At 56.3% G+C, this 17,868-nt stretch carries 18 protein-coding genes and 1 pseudogene; 5 read left to right on the top strand and 14 right to left on the bottom strand.

Going from position 1 to position 17,868, the window contains the following annotated elements:
• Nucleotides 1–65: 65 nt before the first annotated feature.
• Nucleotides 66–803 carry an ABC transporter substrate-binding protein gene (locus BMS17_RS14130; RefSeq protein WP_046029822.1) on the bottom strand — a complete coding sequence of 246 codons (738 nt, stop codon included), beginning with the start codon at nucleotides 801–803 and terminating at the stop codon, nucleotides 66–68.
• Between the two features lie 256 nt (nucleotides 804–1,059).
• Here BMS17_RS14130 and BMS17_RS14125 point away from each other — a divergent pair, with 256 nt between their 5' ends.
• A complete protein-coding gene (locus tag BMS17_RS14125) occupies nucleotides 1,060–1,512 on the top strand; it encodes a GNAT family N-acetyltransferase (protein ID WP_046029820.1) in 453 nt (150 codons plus the stop codon).
• A 173-nt stretch (nucleotides 1,513–1,685) separates the two neighbouring features.
• Here BMS17_RS14125 and BMS17_RS14120 read toward each other — a convergent pair whose 3' ends face one another.
• The 3 genes from BMS17_RS14120 to BMS17_RS14110 are packed head-to-tail and all read right to left on the bottom strand — an operon-like array spanning nucleotide 1,686 to nucleotide 4,668.
• On the bottom strand, nucleotides 1,686–1,982 hold the full coding sequence (locus BMS17_RS14120) for a helix-turn-helix domain-containing protein (RefSeq protein WP_046029819.1): 297 nt from the start codon (nucleotides 1,980–1,982) through the stop codon (nucleotides 1,686–1,688).
• Nucleotides 1,983–2,007: 25 nt separating this feature from the next.
• Nucleotides 2,008–2,499, bottom strand: a complete 492-nt coding sequence (locus tag BMS17_RS14115) for a M48 family metallopeptidase (protein WP_046029818.1) — start codon at nucleotides 2,497–2,499, stop codon at nucleotides 2,008–2,010.
• A 45-nt stretch (nucleotides 2,500–2,544) separates the two neighbouring features.
• Complete coding sequence (locus BMS17_RS14110; protein WP_077431133.1) at nucleotides 2,545–4,668, bottom strand: bifunctional diguanylate cyclase/phosphodiesterase; 2,124 nt, start codon at nucleotides 4,666–4,668, stop codon at nucleotides 2,545–2,547.
• A 319-nt stretch (nucleotides 4,669–4,987) separates the two neighbouring features.
• Between BMS17_RS14110 and BMS17_RS14105 the strand changes: the two genes are divergently transcribed.
• The gene (locus tag BMS17_RS14105) at nucleotides 4,988–5,656 is read left to right on the top strand and encodes a polysaccharide lyase family 7 protein (RefSeq protein WP_046029815.1); all 669 of its coding nucleotides are present in this window, start codon (nucleotides 4,988–4,990) and stop codon (nucleotides 5,654–5,656) included.
• A 90-nt stretch (nucleotides 5,657–5,746) separates the two neighbouring features.
• Here the strand turns inward: BMS17_RS14105 and BMS17_RS14100 are convergent, their stop codons facing one another.
• The 10 genes and pseudogenes from BMS17_RS14100 to tkt all read right to left on the bottom strand — a co-directional run bounded on the left by BMS17_RS14100 (nucleotide 5,747) and on the right by tkt (nucleotide 15,349).
• Entirely contained in the window at nucleotides 5,747–5,980 is a 234-nt protein-coding gene (locus BMS17_RS14100; RefSeq protein ID WP_077431132.1) for a ubiquitin-like protein, read from the bottom strand.
• A gap of 333 nt (nucleotides 5,981–6,313) precedes the next feature.
• Nucleotides 6,314–6,463 carry a peptidylprolyl isomerase gene (locus tag BMS17_RS30935; RefSeq protein ID WP_371916726.1) on the bottom strand — a complete coding sequence of 50 codons (150 nt, stop codon included), beginning with the start codon at nucleotides 6,461–6,463 and terminating at the stop codon, nucleotides 6,314–6,316.
• 25 nt (nucleotides 6,464–6,488) lie between these two features.
• The gene (locus tag BMS17_RS14095; RefSeq protein WP_218191585.1) at nucleotides 6,489–6,833 is read right to left on the bottom strand and encodes a peptidylprolyl isomerase; all 345 of its coding nucleotides are present in this window, start codon (nucleotides 6,831–6,833) and stop codon (nucleotides 6,489–6,491) included.
• Nucleotides 6,834–7,972: 1,139 nt separating this feature from the next.
• A pseudogene (locus BMS17_RS14085) lies at nucleotides 7,973–8,236 on the bottom strand (class II fructose-bisphosphate aldolase); the annotation flags it as partial.
• 749 nt (nucleotides 8,237–8,985) lie between these two features.
• Nucleotides 8,986–10,050 (bottom strand): class II fructose-bisphosphate aldolase, encoded by a 1,065-nt coding sequence (gene fba / locus BMS17_RS14080; protein ID WP_007945427.1) that lies wholly within the window; start codon nucleotides 10,048–10,050, stop codon nucleotides 8,986–8,988.
• Nucleotides 10,051–10,314: 264 nt separating this feature from the next.
• Nucleotides 10,315–10,647 carry an MliC family protein gene (locus BMS17_RS14075; RefSeq protein WP_077431129.1) on the bottom strand — a complete coding sequence of 111 codons (333 nt, stop codon included), beginning with the start codon at nucleotides 10,645–10,647 and terminating at the stop codon, nucleotides 10,315–10,317.
• A 56-nt stretch (nucleotides 10,648–10,703) separates the two neighbouring features.
• Nucleotides 10,704–10,925, bottom strand: coding sequence for a hypothetical protein (locus tag BMS17_RS14070; protein ID WP_046029807.1), 222 nt, complete (start codon nucleotides 10,923–10,925; stop codon nucleotides 10,704–10,706).
• Nucleotides 10,926–10,959: 34 nt separating this feature from the next.
• The gene (locus BMS17_RS14065) at nucleotides 10,960–12,123 is read right to left on the bottom strand and encodes a phosphoglycerate kinase (RefSeq protein WP_046029806.1); all 1,164 of its coding nucleotides are present in this window, start codon (nucleotides 12,121–12,123) and stop codon (nucleotides 10,960–10,962) included.
• Between the two features lie 17 nt (nucleotides 12,124–12,140).
• Nucleotides 12,141–13,220, bottom strand: a complete 1,080-nt coding sequence (gene epd / locus BMS17_RS14060; RefSeq protein WP_077431128.1) for an erythrose-4-phosphate dehydrogenase — start codon at nucleotides 13,218–13,220, stop codon at nucleotides 12,141–12,143.
• A gap of 131 nt (nucleotides 13,221–13,351) precedes the next feature.
• Entirely contained in the window at nucleotides 13,352–15,349 is a 1,998-nt protein-coding gene (tkt, locus tag BMS17_RS14055; protein WP_077431127.1) for a transketolase, read from the bottom strand.
• A gap of 30 nt (nucleotides 15,350–15,379) precedes the next feature.
• On the opposite strand from tkt, the gene BMS17_RS29840 reads away from it, so the two are divergent.
• The 3 genes from BMS17_RS29840 to metK are packed head-to-tail and all read left to right on the top strand — an operon-like array spanning nucleotide 15,380 to nucleotide 17,827.
• Complete coding sequence (locus tag BMS17_RS29840; RefSeq protein WP_139348088.1) at nucleotides 15,380–15,610, top strand: hypothetical protein; 231 nt, start codon at nucleotides 15,380–15,382, stop codon at nucleotides 15,608–15,610.
• A 12-nt stretch (nucleotides 15,611–15,622) separates the two neighbouring features.
• The gene (locus BMS17_RS14050) at nucleotides 15,623–16,618 is read left to right on the top strand and encodes a metalloregulator ArsR/SmtB family transcription factor (protein ID WP_046029803.1); all 996 of its coding nucleotides are present in this window, start codon (nucleotides 15,623–15,625) and stop codon (nucleotides 16,616–16,618) included.
• 18 nt (nucleotides 16,619–16,636) lie between these two features.
• Nucleotides 16,637–17,827 carry a methionine adenosyltransferase gene (gene metK, locus BMS17_RS14045; protein WP_046029802.1) on the top strand — a complete coding sequence of 397 codons (1,191 nt, stop codon included), beginning with the start codon at nucleotides 16,637–16,639 and terminating at the stop codon, nucleotides 17,825–17,827.
• Nucleotides 17,828–17,868: the final 41 nt, after the last annotated feature.

Here is a 17,868-nt window from a genome sequence, read left to right as displayed (position 1 = left end):
GCGGTGCGACGATTCGACTTGCCCGCGATGAAGGCATCGGCCACACCAGACACCTGGGATCAGCCTTACATCCCATGTTGCTTCATCAGGCGCTCATAACTGCCATCCGCCTTCATCTCGGCAATCTCGCGGTCGAAACTGGCGACAATCTGTTCGTGTTGCGGGTTTTTCAGACTGACCAATATGTGCAGGCTGTTCTCGCTCAACGGTTTGGGCAAAAACTCCACGGCATTGCGCACTTTGGAGGTTTCGCGCGCCAGGTAATAACGGGCGACGAATTCATCTTCAAGCGTCAACTTGACCCGGTCCGCTGCAACCATGCGCACCGCCATGGAAAAGTTATGCACCGGGACTTTCTGCAACGATGCGTCGTCATCGAACTCAGGGGAATAGGCATACCCGCGCACGATTGCAATCGGATAAGTGTGCAGTTGCTGCAAGTTGTTGTATTCGATGGGGGCGTCTTTGCGCTTCAGAAAGCGCACGCGATTAAGCAGATACTCGCCGGAGAACTGGCCAAGCTTGGTGCGTTCATTGGTGTACCAGGCATTGACCAATACGTCATACCGCCCCTCGCCCACGCCCATCAGGGCTCGCGCCCAAGGCACCTGTTCGAAATCACTGGCATAGCCGGCCCGGGCCAGCGCGGTGCTGACAATGTCCGTCGCCAACCCGCCGTTGACCAGCGTGGCATCGGTAAAGGGTGGCCAGGCATCGGCGACCAGTCGCAGCTTTTCCGCTGCCGCGCCCTGTGTCAGCAACAGCAATACAATCAAAGCACAAGCTCGATGCAATCGCGGCATGCTAGAAAATCCTTAGCGGGCGGGTTGCCCGACGTGTTTTTCAGCCCAGACTCCAAGATCCCTATACCGGCACCCGGTACTCAACATTAGCTCATTGAAGCCACTGCACAGCGCGTCATCGCAGATTACACAAAGAAGACCACGCCGAGCGAAATGAATGATGGCATTTTGGCCTTTGTCACAGATTTACCGACCATAAAGACATCCATCTTCAGGACGCTTAGTATCGGCGTGACGATGTTCAAGGAAAGTGAAGATGACTATTGATTGGATCTGCAAACACCACAGTGATCTGGGCAAAGAGCAGTTGTACGCCATTCTGCAACTGCGTACGGAGGTGTTTGTCGTCGAGCAGAAATGCGTTTATCAGGACATCGATGGCCAGGATCTGGAAGGTGACACCTGCCATTTAATGGCGTGGGACGAGAATCGGCTGGTGGGTTACCTGCGATTGCTTGACCCACAGACGCAGGGTGGCGATGTGGTGATCGGCCGGGTGATTGTTGCCCCGGCGGCACGTGGCGCCGGGCTCGGGCACGAACTGATGGCACAGGCGTTGAAGCAGGCTGAAAAGCACTGGCCGGGCACGCCGGTTTATCTGTCGGCCCAGGCGCATTTGCAGGGCTATTACGGCAAGTACGGGTTTGTCGTGGCGGGCGAGGAATATCTGGAGGATGACATTCCACACATCGGGATGCGTCGACCTTAAAGGCCTCATCGCGGGCAAGCCCGGCTCCCACAGGGATCAGTAGTGTGCCCACTGTCTATGCCACACAATTGAACCTTGTGGGGTCTGAAGTGTGACTACTTTCTATGCCACTCAGTAGATCCCTGTGGGAGCCGGGCTTGCCCGCGATGGCGTCACCTGCGGCACCGCAGAAATCAAGGGTACTCAAGCACCACTTTTATCTGCCGCAAATTCCGCTCGATCCATCCCCGATCAATCGCCCCCCACTCACGAATCCGATAGCGCCCCGCATGATTGCGCGCGCCCTCTTCCTGCTCGAACTCGCAAATGATGTCCAGGTCCGCCAATGCCGCAATCGTGTCCTGCGCCGTGCGCCGGGGCATGCCGGTCACGTCGGTCAGGGCCGGGACACTGCTGGCCAGCCCGCTGTCGATCAGGTACGCCACGTATAACCGGCGGTAGAAGCTGCTCTTGGTCTTGCTGACTTCCATTCAAACACTCCCGGCAGTTGATCGGTTACTGCATGTCCCGCCAGGTCAGGTACACACGCAGGTCGAACTCCACCTGGTGATACCCCGGCAACATGTGTTCACACAGTTTGTAGAACGCCTTGTTGTGATCTGACTCTTTAAAGTGCGCCAGTTCATGCACCACGATCATTTTCAGAAACTCTGAAGGCGCTTCCTTGAACAGCGAGGCCACACGGATTTCTTTCTTGGCCTTGAGCTTGCCGCCCTGCACCCGCGAGATGGTGGTGTGCAAGCCCAGGGCACGATGCGTGAGGTCCAGACGGTTGTCGAACAGCACTTTGTCGATGGACGGAGCATTGCGCAGGTATTCCTGCTTGAGGTCCAGCGCGTAGGTGTACAGCGCCTTGTCACTCTGCACACCGTGCTTTTCCGGGTAGCGCTTGCTCAGGTAGTCGCCCAGCCGATCTTCGGCGATCAGCTGGCGCACTTGATCCTGCAATGCAGCAGGATAGGCCTGGAGGTATTTCAACGCGGTCATTGGGGCGGCAACACGAATCACGAAAAGGTCGCCAGTGTAGCGAATTCAACTGTTCAGTGCGCTCCAGTCGAACGGCTGCACAAAGTCGCCGACATCCTCGGACATCATCGGCCGCGCCACCAGAAAACCTTGCACGTACTCACAGCCATTCGCTTGCAGCCATTGATATTGAGCAAGCGTTTCCACGCCTTCGGCGATCACCAGCATTCCATATTGCTTGCACAGGTCGATCACATTGCGCACCAGCGCTGCATCCCGCGAGGACTCGGGTAACCGGGCAATCAAGTGCCGGTCGAACTTGAGTGTGTCCAGCTCCAGGTCGCGCAGATGGGTCAAGGAGCAAGCCCCCGAACCAAAGTCATCCAGTGCCACCCGCACCCCAAGGTTGCGCAGCAAACGCAGGGTCTTGCGGGTTTCTTCAGGGTTTTGCATCAGCGCTTCTTCCGTCACCTCGACTTCCAGATGACGCGGTTGCAGGCCATGGCGTTCCAGCACCTGGCGTAACTCGGTGACCAGGTTGGGCATGCCGAACTGGGTGCTGCTCAAACTGACGCCGAGCACCAGGTCGTCGGCAAACAGGGTTTCCCAGGCCTTTCGCTGCCCGGCCCCGCGATGATAAATCCAGCTGCCCAACCGACTGATCAGCCGTGCCTCTTCCAGCAACGGCAGAAACAGCCCCGGCGGGACATCGCCCACGCTCGGGTGATGCCAGCGCAGCAATGCCTCGAACCCACGCAGTTGCCCGCTGGCGATGGACACCTGGGGTTGGTAGACCAAGTTGAAATCACGGTTTTCGATGGCCGTGCGCACACTTTCTTCGAGCATCAGCCGCGAACGCGCGCGGCCGTTCATTTCGTGATCGTAAAAGCGGTACTGCTGACGGCCCGCTCGCTTGGCTTCGTACATGGCAATGTCCGAGGCCCGCAACAAGCCGTCGAGGTTGGCCCCGCAATCCGGGTACGTCGCAATCCCGATGCTGGCGCCCAACGCGATGTCCAGCCCATCAATCTGCTGACAGATCGATACCCGCTCGATGAGCTTCTCGGCAATCTTCGCCGCCTGTTCTGGAAACTCCAGGTCCAGCAGCGCGGTAAATTCATCGCCGCCCATGCGCGCCAGAATGTCGAAGGGGCGCAAGCACGCCTTCAACTGCTCGGACACCCAGCGCAGCACACGGTCGCCGGCATCATGGCCGAGGGAATCATTGACCCGTTTGAACCCGTCAAGGTCCAGGTACAGCAACACCCAAGCGCTGTCGGCGCGCTCACCGCGTAGCAACAGGTTTTCCACGGTCTGGTAGAACCCCCGGCGATTGAGCAGGCCGGTCAACGGGTCGGTAACGGCCTGGAACTCCAGTTGCTGATGCAGATGACGCACCACCGACATGTCCAGCACCGTCACCACCATCGCGTGTTGTTCCGCGGGCAACGGCGCGCATGACAGCGCCACCGGCACCTGTTGACCGGGCGTGGTACGCAGCATCGCGTCATGCAGGCGCAAGGTTTCGCCACGCTTGTAACCGCTGTAAATCTCGGAATCCAGCCAGACCGGGATGTGCGGTTTTTGCAGGAAATCCAGAAACTCTTTGCCTTGCAGATCCTGCACCGTGGCATTCAGCAGCCGCGACATGGCCGGGTTGGCGAAACGGATTACCCCGTCCTCACTCACCACCAGAATGCCTTCGGCCGCGTTCTCCAGCACCGAGGCATTAAAGGCGCGAGCGACTTCCAGGTCGTGGCTCAAGCGCTGCAACGCACGGCGATTGCGCTGGTGTTCCAGCAAGGCCTGCACTTTGGGTTTGAGAATCTGCGGGTCGAACGGTTTGAACAGGTAATCCACCGCGCCGCTGGCGTAGCCCTTGATCACCGCGTCCTGGGATTGTTCATTGGCCGTCAGGAAGATAATCGGCGTGAGGCGGGTTCGTTGACTGCCACGCATCAGGCGCGCCACTTCAAAACCGTCCATGCCGGGCATCTGCACATCGAGCAGCACCAGGTCGACTTCGTGTTCGAGCAACAGGCTGAGCGCTTCGAAGCCGGAGGCGGCGGTCATGACCTGCCAGTCCTGGCGCTGGAGCAACGCGCGCATGCTGATCAGGTTTTCAGGGTAATCATCGACGATTAAAAGGATTGAGCTGCCGTCGGTTGGCGTGGGTTGCGCGCATTCCATGCTGCTTCTCTTGTCGGGACGTCAGACCGGTTTCTCGTGAAAACCGGACAAATACTTAGCCTGCACTCTAGACCGGGAACCGCAAAAGCAGAAGCCATCAGAGCGCCATCATTTAACCATCACGTTAATTTGCCGACTAACGGTCGGTCCTGAGAGCCCCGAAAACCGGGATAGATGGCCTTTCGACAGGACGTTGACGCCAAATCTCTGCCGGGCAGGCATTAACAAAGTGGCCTCGTACGCTTATAAAGACCGCCCCCCGATGCGCGTGCTAGAGCTTCTGGCACGTGCGTGCAGCAAAAATTTGTGGAAGCTTTCTATGATCGATCTCGCAACCTGGAACCTCAGCGTTCCCGTCGGCAGCCCGCCCTACACCGTTGAAACCTCAAAACTGGTGGACGGCTTCAAGGATCAATACTTCCACTCCGACACCGGCACGTTGTTCTTCTGGTCCCCGGTGACCGGCTCAAAGACTGAAAACGCCATCTATCCACGAACCGAACTTCGCGAAACCTACAGCAACGGCACCCTGCGCAATTGGTATTACCCGGATGCCGACAATATGTTGCGCGCGACCCTGGCGGTGAATCAGGTCCCCAGCTCAGGGAAAATCGTCATCGGCCAGATCCACGCCTATGAAAGCCAGAAGCCCTTGGTGAAGGTCGAGTATCAATACAAAACCAAAACCGCGACCGGCAACATCGTCGCCAAAGTGCGCATGCACCCGGATGATGACGTAGGTCGGGTGATTACCATTGCGACCGGCGTGAAGCTGGATCAGGAGTTTTCCTACCTCATCCACCTGAGCCCTGGCGGCGCATTGGGTATCAGCGCGGCGGGGTATCAATGGGACACCAACATCAGCGCGACGTGGCGGGTGAAGCCGCTGTATTTCAAGGCCGGGGTGTATGTGCAGGACAACACCGGGTACACCAGCGAGGGCGGCAAAGTGACGTTCAGCAAGCTGGATATTGATCACGATAAGTAATCAGCCGCCTATCCCCGTAGCAGCTGCCGAGCAGCTGCTACAAGCAAACTATCTGAGCACCCGAACAACCATTAAATTTAGTTTGAACAATCAACCTCCACTCAGCGAAGTACTGTGAGGTACCAAATGTAGTATCGAATTTTTTTCAATATTGTAATCCGACAATGTGCGCCCATCCTCCAGTTGCCTCCCGGAAAAAATCAAACGCTGCTGGTCCGGCGGAACGCCTTCTTTATCTTGATATTTAGCTTTTATATTTTCAATAGTATTCATTGGTTCAACTTCCAAAATTACCGACTTAACTGACTGAACTGTGATCTGCATATATCCTCCATTAAAAACCATCAGATACAACACTCACACGCCAGAAGGAACAAAGAAGATAACGGCAAAAATCAATTTAGCCAAACACCCTATTCCTTCACCACGGATTAAACAATAGTTAGCAACGAGTGCTAAAACACCTGTAAGAATTACTAGTTTTTAATACAAATTTGCGATAACACGTATATCTATAGGAAAAAATACTGAAAACAGCTTTTCCGCCAGGAGCACGTCTATTGACTACGGGACGAAAAAATCGATAGAGGGACAGATCTATTAAACCCGTAGAAAAAGCGGGGACCTCTCAGAATCAATCCCCTTTGATCCGAGAGTTCAATTGAGCTGGCCGCAGTCGGCGATCTGGACTAGCTTACTGGGACTGCCAGAAGTTGATCCCAAACTCTCGATGTTTTTAATCACATCCAAACCTTCGACGACGCTGCCAAACACCACGTTCTTGCCATCCAGCCATGCGGTTCTCATCGTACATATGAAAAACTGGCTGCCGTTAGAGTCCGGTCCGGCGTTCATCATAGATGAGAATGCCTGCCCCGGTGTGTTTCAGAATAAAGTTTTCGTCTGCAAATTTACCACCGTAGATCGACTCACCGCCGGTGCCGTTGTTTCTAGTAAAGTCACCACCTTGCAGCATGAAGCCGGGTATCACACTGTGGAACTCAGCCCCTTTGTAGTGCAAGGGCTTGCCACATTCACCGACGCCTTTCTCACCAGTGCACAGGGCACGGAAGTTCTCGGCGGTTATCGGCACCACGTCATCGAACAGCTCCATGACTATGCGGCCCGCACCCACACCGTTGATACTGATATCGAAAAATACTTTTGGTCTGGACATGCGCACACCTTATTAATGATTAGAAAATAAAGAGGCAGATTTGATTTCATCTATTGATCCGCCACTCATTTTTTATCAGCTGACACATCAAACAATAAGTAGCAATCAGCATTAAATCATCTGTAACAAATGACAGTTTTAATACGATTTTGCGATAGCAGATATAACTTCCAAGAGGAATACTGAATACGGCTTTTCCGCCAGAAGCACGTCTATTTGCGGCTACCCCCATCACTACACAGACTTAGGAGGCTATATACCCATAATTGGACATGCTTTGTTACCCAGCTACCCACACCACGTCGTGCAACTCGGCCACAACAGGAAGGTTGTTCGCCGGGGCGTATAAATACCAGCGCTACCTCGAAAATCTGCGAAAACTCAAAACGCTATTCGACCTGAAAGTGTATTTTTATCCCGTTGCGAGTCTCGGGACAATTAAACAGATCCACCCAAATTACGCCTCCCCTTATTTTTTAGTTCAGTTTGCTTTTATCTAATCCACTCTTATACCCACACCATATAAAGAACTGTTATTTATTACAGGTGACGCAGCTCCGAGTGCGCTCTAACCTTTCCATGCAATACCCATTAGAGAATAAGGATGACACCCATTTCTCTCAATTCAAAAACCACACAAAAAGGGTTAGGCCATGAGAAATTTGGACGGAATATATTTCGGTGGTGGATCGAAAACAGAGTTTAAACTTTAAATTAGTCAGGCTAATGATGACAACGGAATATTTAAAGCCTCGTTAGCCCAAGGAGCATACAACTACCAAGGCAGTGGAATTTATCATTTTGAGAATGATACCGGCCCAGAAACAAAAATTAACGTACAATTACAATGCACTAATGGCTCTTCAGCCCAATTTGAAAATTGGGAATTCACGGCCGATCGATCTAACTACGAATTACTAACAGGGGTACGATATATTCGATACCAGGACGGCAGCCCAAACGCCCAAGGCTCTATAGAGTTGAGACGACAATAGTTCAGCCTAAAATCGAAAAGTTAAAAGCGCCAAACATATTGATTGGAAGGGCGCTATTCGTTGAAATTATTTTTCGTTCTTAATCACCACCCACTAAAAACCCGCCTCTCGGCGGGTTTTAAGTGCGAATCAAACGCTCCAGGCTTAGTTCACCTTAGCGCTCAATTCACCCTTCAAATAACGCTGACACATCCCTTCCAGCGAGATCGGCTTGATCTTCGAAGCATTGCCAGCAGTACCAAACTGGTTATAACGATCAATGCACACATCACGCATCGCCGTCACAGTCGCACCAAAGAACTTACGCGGATCAAACTCGGTAGGATTGGTAGCCATCAAACGACGCATCGCACCCGTCGACGCAAGACGCAGGTTAGAATCAATGTTGACCTTATGCACACCGTGCTTGAAGCGTCTCTTTCACGACATGCACCCTTTTAAATTTCGAAAAAATATATAGAACTGTCAAATATAACAGTATCGCCCCCTCCGCTCTCCCCCCCAAGATCTCCAAACCAGTAGTAATTAGATATGAACTGAAATTCATGAGGGCAGCCCAATGAACAAACTTAAAGAAACCGTCCTACTAATAATAATATCGTCGGGGACACTGGCAACTCCTGTAAGGGCCGACATCTGCGATGACTCTTGGGCAAAAAGTTCCGCCTCCCAATCCTGCACACTAAATATAACTCCGATCAAATTAATCGAACCTACCGATGGCATGCAGCCATTCCCCAAGTGCGAAATACATGCCAAATGTCTAACTGGAAACACTCGACCAGAAGATCCTAACAGCTGGAATTCAAGAGAGATCCAAGAAAGATTAGACAGTCAGTCTACAATCACCCAGTCACAAGTCGAAAACCTCGTAAACTGCAAGGGAAACATCAGAGTAAGTAGGTGCAACTAAAACAGCGAAACCTAAAAATTATAGATAGCTTCGGAGTTACGCACAGAAAAGTAGAGATATTCATAACGCATATAAAACATACCAGCAGCGTATTACATCAAACTACGCCAGGTACAACAGCCCGGCAAACAGCTTCAATGAGTAGAGTATTAAATTGAAAATTCAGCAGCTTACACTCATTGGCTTCAAGCACAAAAAACCCGCCTCTGGGCGGGTTTTTTAGTGCGAATCAAACGCTCCAGGCTTAGTTTACCTTAGCGTTCAACTCCCCCTTCAAATAACGCTGATACATCCCTTCCAACGAGATCGGCTTGATCTTCGAAGCATTACCAGCAGTACCAAACTGGTTATAACGGTCGATACACACATCACGCATCGCAGTCACGGTCGCGCCGAAGAATTTACGCGGGTCGAATTCGCTCGGGTTGGTGGCCATCAGGCGACGCATTGCGCCGGTGGACGCCAAACGCAGGTCGGTGTCGATGTTGACCTTGCGCACGCCGTGCTTGATGCCTTCGACGATTTCCTCAACCGGTACGCCGTAGGTTTCTTTGATGTCGCCGCCGTACTGGTTGATGATCGCCAGCCACTCTTGCGGAACCGAAGACGAACCGTGCATCACCAGGTGGGTGTTCGGGATGCGTTTGTGGATTTCTTTGATGCGGTCGATGGCCAGTACGTCGCCGGTAGGCGGCTTGGTGAACTTGTACGCGCCGTGGCTGGTGCCGATGGCGATGGCCAGGGCATCAACTTGAGTGCGTTTGACGAAGTCAGCGGCTTCTTCCGGGTCGGTCAGCATTTGGCTGTGATCCAGAACGCCTTCGGCGCCGATGCCGTCTTCTTCACCGGCCATGCCGGTTTCCAGCGAACCCAGGCAGCCCAGCTCGCCTTCTACCGAAACGCCGCAGGCGTGAGCCATGGCCACGGTTTGTTGGGTAACACGGACGTTGTAGTCGTAGTCGGTCGGGGTCTTGCCGTCTTCGCCCAGGGAACCGTCCATCATCACCGAGCTGAAGCCCAGTTGGATGGAGCGCTGGCAGACGTCAGGGCTGGTGCCGTGGTCCTGGTGCATGCACACCGGGATGTGCGGGAATTCTTCGATGGCCGCCAGGATCAGGTGGCGCAGGAACGGGGCGCCGGCGTATTTGCGAGCACCGGCCGAAGCCTGGACGATCACCGGAGAGTCAGTCTTGTCAGCGGCTTCCATGATGGCGCGCATCTGCTCAAGGTTGTTGACGTTGAAGGCTGGAACGCCGTAGCCGAACTCGGCTGCGTGGTCCAGCATCTGGCGCATGCTGATAAGTGCCATTGTGTGTGTCTCTCCCGGTTGAGGGTCGTTAATCGTGCCAGCCTGCCGTAGCGGCGGCGGCTATTCAAGTTATTGCAGATCGGGGGTTAGGCCCGGGCTGCGAATTCGGGTGTTGCCTAAATCTCAACAACTGCACAGAACCCTTGTGGGAGCGGGCTTGCTCGCGAATGCGGCTCAACATTCAACATCTATGCAAGCTGAACCACCGCTTTCGCGAGCAAGCCCGCTCCCACATTTGGATCTCTGCACTTCAAATCAATCGTGTTACTGCGCTTTACAGCCACGGCCGATCAAATCATTGGTGGCGACCCAGTACACCAGGCCTTCCTCACCTTTTACGTGAAACGCCAGCATATCGTTGCTGTACAGCGAACCTTCGGCGCCTGGCTCAAGCTTGAGGCGATAGACCTGATCGGCCCCGCCCAGGCGCACGTCGACTTCCTTGCGGCTGTCGTCGGTGTAGCGCCACAGCACTTTGGCCTGGCTGTCGCACGTCCAGGTGGTCCAGTTATCCACAGGGGCGGACGACTGGAACAGGTTCAACTGTGCGCAACCGGCCAGCAACGCCAGCGCCGTAACGGCGATAAAACCTTTCATCCATGTTCCTCGACTGACGGCGCACGCCGCCAGCCCTGAGTAAAGTGTCAGACCCGTCAAGGGCAACCATGTTCCTTGGCCGGGGTCTGTGTCTCGTATTTATCCAGGCCATCCGGCCCGGAACGCTTGTTGAGCACCGGGTTGGTTTCCGCTTGCCAATCGGCCTGGTAGCAACCGTTTTGCGGCGCGGACGGCGCGGGCTCCGGCGTGGCTTTCGGGTTACTCCCGCAAGCCGCCAATGAACCCGCGACGATCAACAGCGTTAACAACCTGACCATGTAACCACTCCTTTGCCTGGTCAACGGGATGGCCTCAGGCCTTGGCCCGGCTTTCCAGGACTTCAACGGCTGGCAGCACTTTGCCTTCAACGAACTCGAGGAATGCGCCACCGCCGGTAGAAATGTAGGAGATCTGCTCGGCAACGCCATATTTATCGATGGCCGCCAGGGTGTCGCCACCGCCCGCGATGGAGAACGCCGTGCTTTCGGCGATGGCCTGGGCCAGGACTTTGGTGCCGTTACCGAACTGGTCGAATTCGAACACGCCGACCGGGCCGTTCCACAGGATGGTTTTCGACGACTTCAGCAGCTCGGCGAAATTCGCCGCAGTCTGTGGGCCGATGTCCAGGATCATGTCGTCGGCGGCCACGTCGGCGATCAGTTTGACAGTCGCGGTGGCGCTTTCGGCGAATTCCTTGGCAACCACAACATCCACCGGCAACGGCACGCTGACTTTGGCGGCGATTTCGCGAGCGGTGTCCAGCAGGTCAGGTTCGTACAGGGACTTGCCGACCGGGTGACCGGCAGCGGCCAGGAAGGTGTTGGCAATGCCGCCGCCGACGATCAACTGGTTGCAGATCTGGCTCAGGCTGTTCAGCACGTCGAGCTTGGTCGACACCTTGGAGCCGGCAACGATGGCAGCCATTGGCTGGGCCGGGGCGCCGAGGGCTTTGCCCAGTGCGTCCAGCTCGGCAGCCAGCAACGGGCCTGCGGCGGCGACTTTGGCGAACTTGGCCACGCCGTGGGTCGAACCCTCGGCACGGTGAGCGGTGCCGAAGGCGTCCATCACGAACACGTCGCACAGGGCCGCGTATTGCTGGGCCAGCTCGTCAGCGTTCTTTTTCTCGCCCTTGTTAAAGCGCACGTTTTCGAACAGCACGATCTCGCCGGCCTTCACATCGACGCCGCCCAGATAGTCAGCGACCAGCGGCACTTCACGACCCAGCGCCTTGCTCAGGTAGTCAGCGACAGGCTTGAGGCTGTTCTCGGCGGAAAATTCGCCTTCGGTAGGACGGCCAAGGTGCGAGCAGACCATCACGGCCGCGCCTTTTTCCAGGGCCAGCTTGATGGTCGGCAGCGAAGCCAGGATTCGCGCATCGCTGGTGACAACACCGTCCTTGACTGGGACGTTGAGGTCTTCGCGAATCAGTACGCGCTTACCTTGCAGATCGAGGTCGGACATCTTCAACACGGTCATGGGTCGCAATTCCTGGGTTACTGATTTTGAGAGGTAGAGAGTGGTGATTCAGGTTTGGAAATAGCTGTTTGCAGATAGTGTTCTGCAACGTCCAGCATCCGGTTTGCAAACCCCCATTCGTTGTCGAACCAGGCCAGGATGTTTACCAGCCGCGGGCCGGAAACTCGGGTCTGACTGGCATCGACGATCGCCGAATGTGGGTCATGGTTAAAATCACAACTGGCGTGAGGCAACTCGGTATAGGCCAGGAGGCCTTTGAGCGGGCCGCTGGTGGCGGCTTCGCGCAGTATCCGGTTGACCTCGGTGGCGTCGGTATCGCTGACGGTCTGCATCGTAATATCGAGGCAAGACACGTTCACCGTCGGCACCCGTACGGCTTTGGCCTGAATTCGCCCGGCAAGTTCCGGCAACAGGCGTTCGATGCCGCGCGCCAGACCGGTGGACACCGGGATCACCGATTGAAACGCCGAACGGGTACGGCGCAGGTCTTCGTGGTGATAGGCGTCAATCACCGGCTGATCGTTCATCGCCGAGTGAATGGTGGTGATCGACACGTATTCCAGGCCAATGGCCTGATCCAGCAGGCGCAACAGCGGTACGCCGCAGTTGGTGGTGCAGGACGCGTTGGACACCAGCAGTTCGTCGCCGGTCAGGCAATCCTGGTTCACGCCGTAGACGATGGTGGCGTCGACATCCGACTCGCTGGCCATCGGCTGGGAAAACAGTACCCGTGGCGCACCGGCGTCGAGGAAACGCTGACCGTCTTCACGGGTGTGATAAGCGCCGGAGCACTCCAGCACCAGATCGACGCCCAACGACGCCCAATCGATGCCTTCGGGGGTGGCACTGCGCAGGACCTTCACGCAGTCGCCTTGAATATGCAGACAGTCGCCGTCAACCCGCACTTCACCGGGAAATCGCCCGTGAGTGGAGTCAAAGCGCGTCAGGTATTCGATGCTGGCCATGTCGGCCAGATCGTTGATCGCGACAATTTCAAACCCGGCCTTCTCGCCCCGCTCAAACAACGCACGCAAGACGCAACGACCAATCCGGCCGTAGCCGTTGAGTGCAACTTTGTAAGGACGCGGTTGAGGCATGGGGTTCTCGATTACCGTGGTGAATCCGTTAGACCGCTATCGCGGGCAAGCCCGGCTCCTACAAGTCAACGTGATCTGTAGGAGCCGGGCTTGCCCGCGATGGCGTCAGCCCAGACGACACATTTTCTGGATCAGTCTTCCAGCAACTCTTCAGCCTGACCCAGGATGTTTTCCAGGGTGAAGCCGAACTCTTCGAACAAGGCAGGCGCAGGCGCCGACTCGCCGTAGGTGGTCATGCCGATCACGCGACCTTCCAGGCCCACGTACTTGAACCAGAAGTCCGCATGGGCGGCTTCAATGGCGATACGGGCGCTGACCTGCAACGGCAGGACCGCTTGCTTGTAGCCGGCGTCCTGGGCATCGAACACGCTGGTGCAAGGCATGGAAACCACGCGAACCTTGCGGCCTTGCTCAGTCAGTTTGTCGAAGGCCTGAACCGCCAGGCCCACTTCGGAACCGGTGGCGATCAGGATCAGCTCAGGCTCGCCTGCACAGTCCTTCAGCACATAACCACCACGGCTGATGTCGGCGATCTGGCCGGCGTCACGGGTTTGGTGCTGCAGGTTCTGACGCGAGAAGATCAAGGCCGAAGGACCGTCTTTACGCTCCAGCGCGAACTTCCAGCACACCGCCGCTTCAACGGCGTCAGCCGGACGCCAGGTGTCCAGGTTCGGCGTGCTGCGCAGGCTGGTCAGTTGCTCGATTGGCTGGTGAGTCGGGCCGTCTTCGCCCAGACCGATGGAGTCGTGGGTGTAGACATGGATCACACGCTGCTTCATCAGGGCCGACATGCGCACTGCGTTGCGAGCGTATTCCATGAACATCAGGAAGGTCGCGCCGTAAGGCACCAGGCCGCCGTGCAGGGCAACGCCGTTCATGATGGCAGTCATGCCGAACTCGCGAACGCCGTAGTACATGTAGTTGCCGCTGGCGTCTTCGGCGGTGACGCCTTTGCAACCTTTCCACAGGGTCAGGTTGGAACCGGCCAGGTCAGCCGAGCCGCCGAGGAATTCCGGCAACATCGGACCGTAGGCATTCAGCGCGTTCTGGCTGGCTTTACGGCTGGCGATGGTTTCGCCTTTGGCGGCCACTTCGGCGATGTAGGCCGCGGCTTTTTCGCTGAAGTCGGCTGGCAGGTCACCGCTCAGACGACGGATCAGTTCGTTGGCTTCGGTCGGGAACGCGGCGGAGTAAGCAGCGAAACGCTGATCCCACTCGGCTTCGACCGCTTTACCGGCTTCCTTGGCGTCCCACTCGGCGTAGATGTCGGCCGGAATTTCGAACGGACCGTGGTTCCACTTCAGAGCCGCGCGGGTCAGGGCGATTTCCGCGTCACCCAGTGGGGCGCCGTGGCAGTCTTCCTTGCCTTGCTTGTTCGGCGAACCGAAACCGATGGTGGTCTTGCAGCAGATCAGGGTTGGCTGCGTGCTTTTGCGTGCAGTCTCGATCGCGGTCTTGATTTCTTCAGGGTCGTGACCGTCGACGTTGCGGATCACCTGCCAGTTGTAGGCTTCGAAACGCTTCGGCGTGTCGTCGGTGAACCAGCCTTCGACTTCGCCGTCGATGGAAATGCCGTTGTCATCATAGAAGGCGATCAGCTTGCCCAGGCCCAAGGTACCGGCCAGGGAAGCGACTTCGTGGGAAATGCCTTCCATCATGCAGCCATCACCCAGGAAAACGTAGGTGTGGTGATCAACGATGTTGTGGCCCGGACGGTTGAATTGTGCGGCCATGACTTTTTCAGCCAGGGCAAAACCGATGGCGTTGGCCAGGCCTTGGCCCAGTGGACCGGTGGTGGTTTCAACGCCTGGGGTGTAGCCGAGTTCCGGGTGACCCGGGGTGCGGCTGTGCAGTTGGCGGAATTGTTTCAGATCGTCGATCGACAGGTCGTAGCCAGTCAGGTGCAGCAGCGAGTAGATCAACATCGAGCCATGGCCGTTGGACAGCACGAAGCGGTCACGGTCGGCGAACGATGGATTGCTCGGGTTGTGCTTGAGGTAGTCACGCCACAGCACTTCGGCGATATCCGCCATACCCATAGGGGCACCCGGATGGCCGCTGTTGGCTTTTTGCACGGCATCCATGCTGAGGGCACGAATGGCGTTGGCACGCTCACGACGGCTTGGCATCGCTGATCTCCTGCGGATATTGAATCGAGAGTGAATAAAATGAATCGGAAAAAAGGCGAGCATTTTCCCTCACCCGGACGCCTCGGGGCAATGACAGATAGTCATCTGGAGGCGTTTTTCCAATGGATTACCAAGGTTTCGGCTGATGAAACCTTTCTGCTATTCGTTTGTAGAGTGAATGGCAAGCCTGGAAGTGCCATCTATCGAGCAATATCAAAACTTTTTGATATTGCTCTTGCAGTGATTTCTACCCGTCACTAGACTGCTGGCCTTATGAATTTACGCGTGCCTTCCATTCAACATGACGATTGCGACGAGCTGGCGGCCCTCTGCAAGGCTGGCGGCGACCCTCTGCGTCTGAATGTATTGCGCGCACTGGCCAACGATTCGTTCGGCGTACTGGAGCTGGCGCAGATCTTCGGCATCGGCCAGTCCGGCATGAGTCACCATCTCAAGGTATTGGCCCAGGCCGACCTGGTGGCGACCCGCCGTGAAGGCAACGCGATTTTCTACCGTCGCGCCCTGCCCCACACCGACCTGCTAGGCGGCAAGCTGCACGCTGCCTTGCTGGAAGAAGTAGACAACCTGACCCTGCCTGCCGATGTGCAGTCGCGGATCGGTCAGGTGCATGGGCAACGAGCGGCGGCCAGCCAGGACTTTTTCTCACGGGTGGCGGAGAAATTCCGTGCCCAGCAAGACTTGATCGCCGGCCTGCCGCAGTACCGCGAAAGCGTGGTGGCATTGCTCGACAAGTTGAGTTTCAGCAAAGATGCCACGGCCATTGAAGTCGGCCCGGGTGACGGCGAATTTCTGCCGGAACTGGCACGTCGCTTCACGCAGGTCACGGCGCTGGACAACAGCCCGGCGATGCTCGAACTGACGCGCCAGGTATGCGAGCGTGAAAAGCTGGCTAACGTCAGCCTGCAATTGGCCGATGCATTGAACGGTGTCAGCCTTCATGCCGATTGCGTTGTACTGAACATGGTATTGCACCATTTCGCCGCGCCGGCCGAAGCGCTCAAGCACATGGCCGACTTGCTGCAACCGGGCGGTAGCCTGCTCGTGACAGAGTTATGTAGCCACAACCAGAGTTGGGCCAGGGAGGCCTGCGGTGATCTCTGGTTGGGGTTTGAACAGGACGATTTGGCCCGTTGGGCCACCGCTGCGGGACTCGTTCCCGGGGAAAGCCTCTATGTAGGCTTACGTAATGGTTTCCAGATCCAGGTTCGCCACTTTCAGCGACCGACTGGCGACACTCACCATCGGTAAATTCAGGAAAACATCGAGATGAGCGAATACTCCCTCTTCACCTCCGAGTCCGTGTCTGAAGGACATCCGGACAAAATCGCCGACCAGATTTCCGATGCGGTGCTGGACGCCATCATTGCTGAAGACAAGTTCGCCCGTGTGGCGTGCGAGACTCTGGTAAAAACCGGCGTTGCCATCATCGCCGGCGAAGTCACCACGTCGGCTTGGGTCGATCTGGAAGAAATCGTGCGTAACGTCATTCTGGACATCGGCTACAACAGCTCCGATGTCGGCTTCGACGGCGCCACTTGCGGTGTGATGAACATCATCGGCAAGCAGTCCCCAGACATCAACCAAGGTGTTGACCGTGCCAAGCCTGAAGATCAGGGTGCCGGCGACCAAGGCCTGATGTTCGGCTACGCCAGCAACGAAACCGACGTGCTGATGCCAGCACCGATCACGTTCTCGCATCAACTGGTTCAGCGCCAGGCCGAAGCCCGTAAATCCGGCCTGCTGCCATGGCTGCGCCCGGACGCCAAGTCGCAAGTGACTTGCCGTTACGAAGGCGGCAAGGTTGTTGGTATCGACGCCGTTGTTCTGTCGACCCAGCACAACCCGGAAGTGTCGTACAAAGACCTGCGCGAAGGCGTGATGGAGCTGATCGTCAAGCACGTACTGCCTGCCGAACTGCTGACCAAGGACACCCAGTTCCACATCAACCCGACTGGCCAGTTCATCATCGGTGGCCCGGTTGGCGACTGCGGCCTGACCGGTCGCAAGATCATCGTCGACAGCTACGGCGGCATGGCTCGCCATGGTGGCGGCGCGTTCTCCGGTAAAGATCCATCGAAGGTTGACCGTTCGGCCGCTTACGCTGGTCGTTACGTGGCCAAGAACATCGTCGCTGCCGGCCTGGCCGAGCGCTGCGAGATTCAGGTTTCCTACGCGATCGGTGTTGCCCAGCCTACGTCGATCTCGTTGAACACCTTCGGCACCGGCAAGATCAGCGACGACAAAATCGTCAAACTGGTTCGCGAAGTGTTCGACCTGCGTCCATACGCAATCACCACCATGCTCGACCTGCTGCACCCGATGTACCAGGAAACCGCTGCGTACGGCCACTTCGGTCGCACCCCGGCCACCAAGACCGTTGGCGAAGACACCTTCACCACGTTCACCTGGGAAAAAACCGACCGCGCCGACGACCTGCGTCAGGCAGCCGGCCTGTAAGACTTCCCCGGCGGTACCAAAAGCCCTGCACGGTTCGCCGT

Source organism: Pseudomonas sp. C9 (assembly GCF_002000165.1).
Taxonomy (GTDB): domain Bacteria; phylum Pseudomonadota; class Gammaproteobacteria; order Pseudomonadales; family Pseudomonadaceae; genus Aquipseudomonas.
This window is presented reverse-complemented; position numbering and strand designations above follow the sequence as displayed.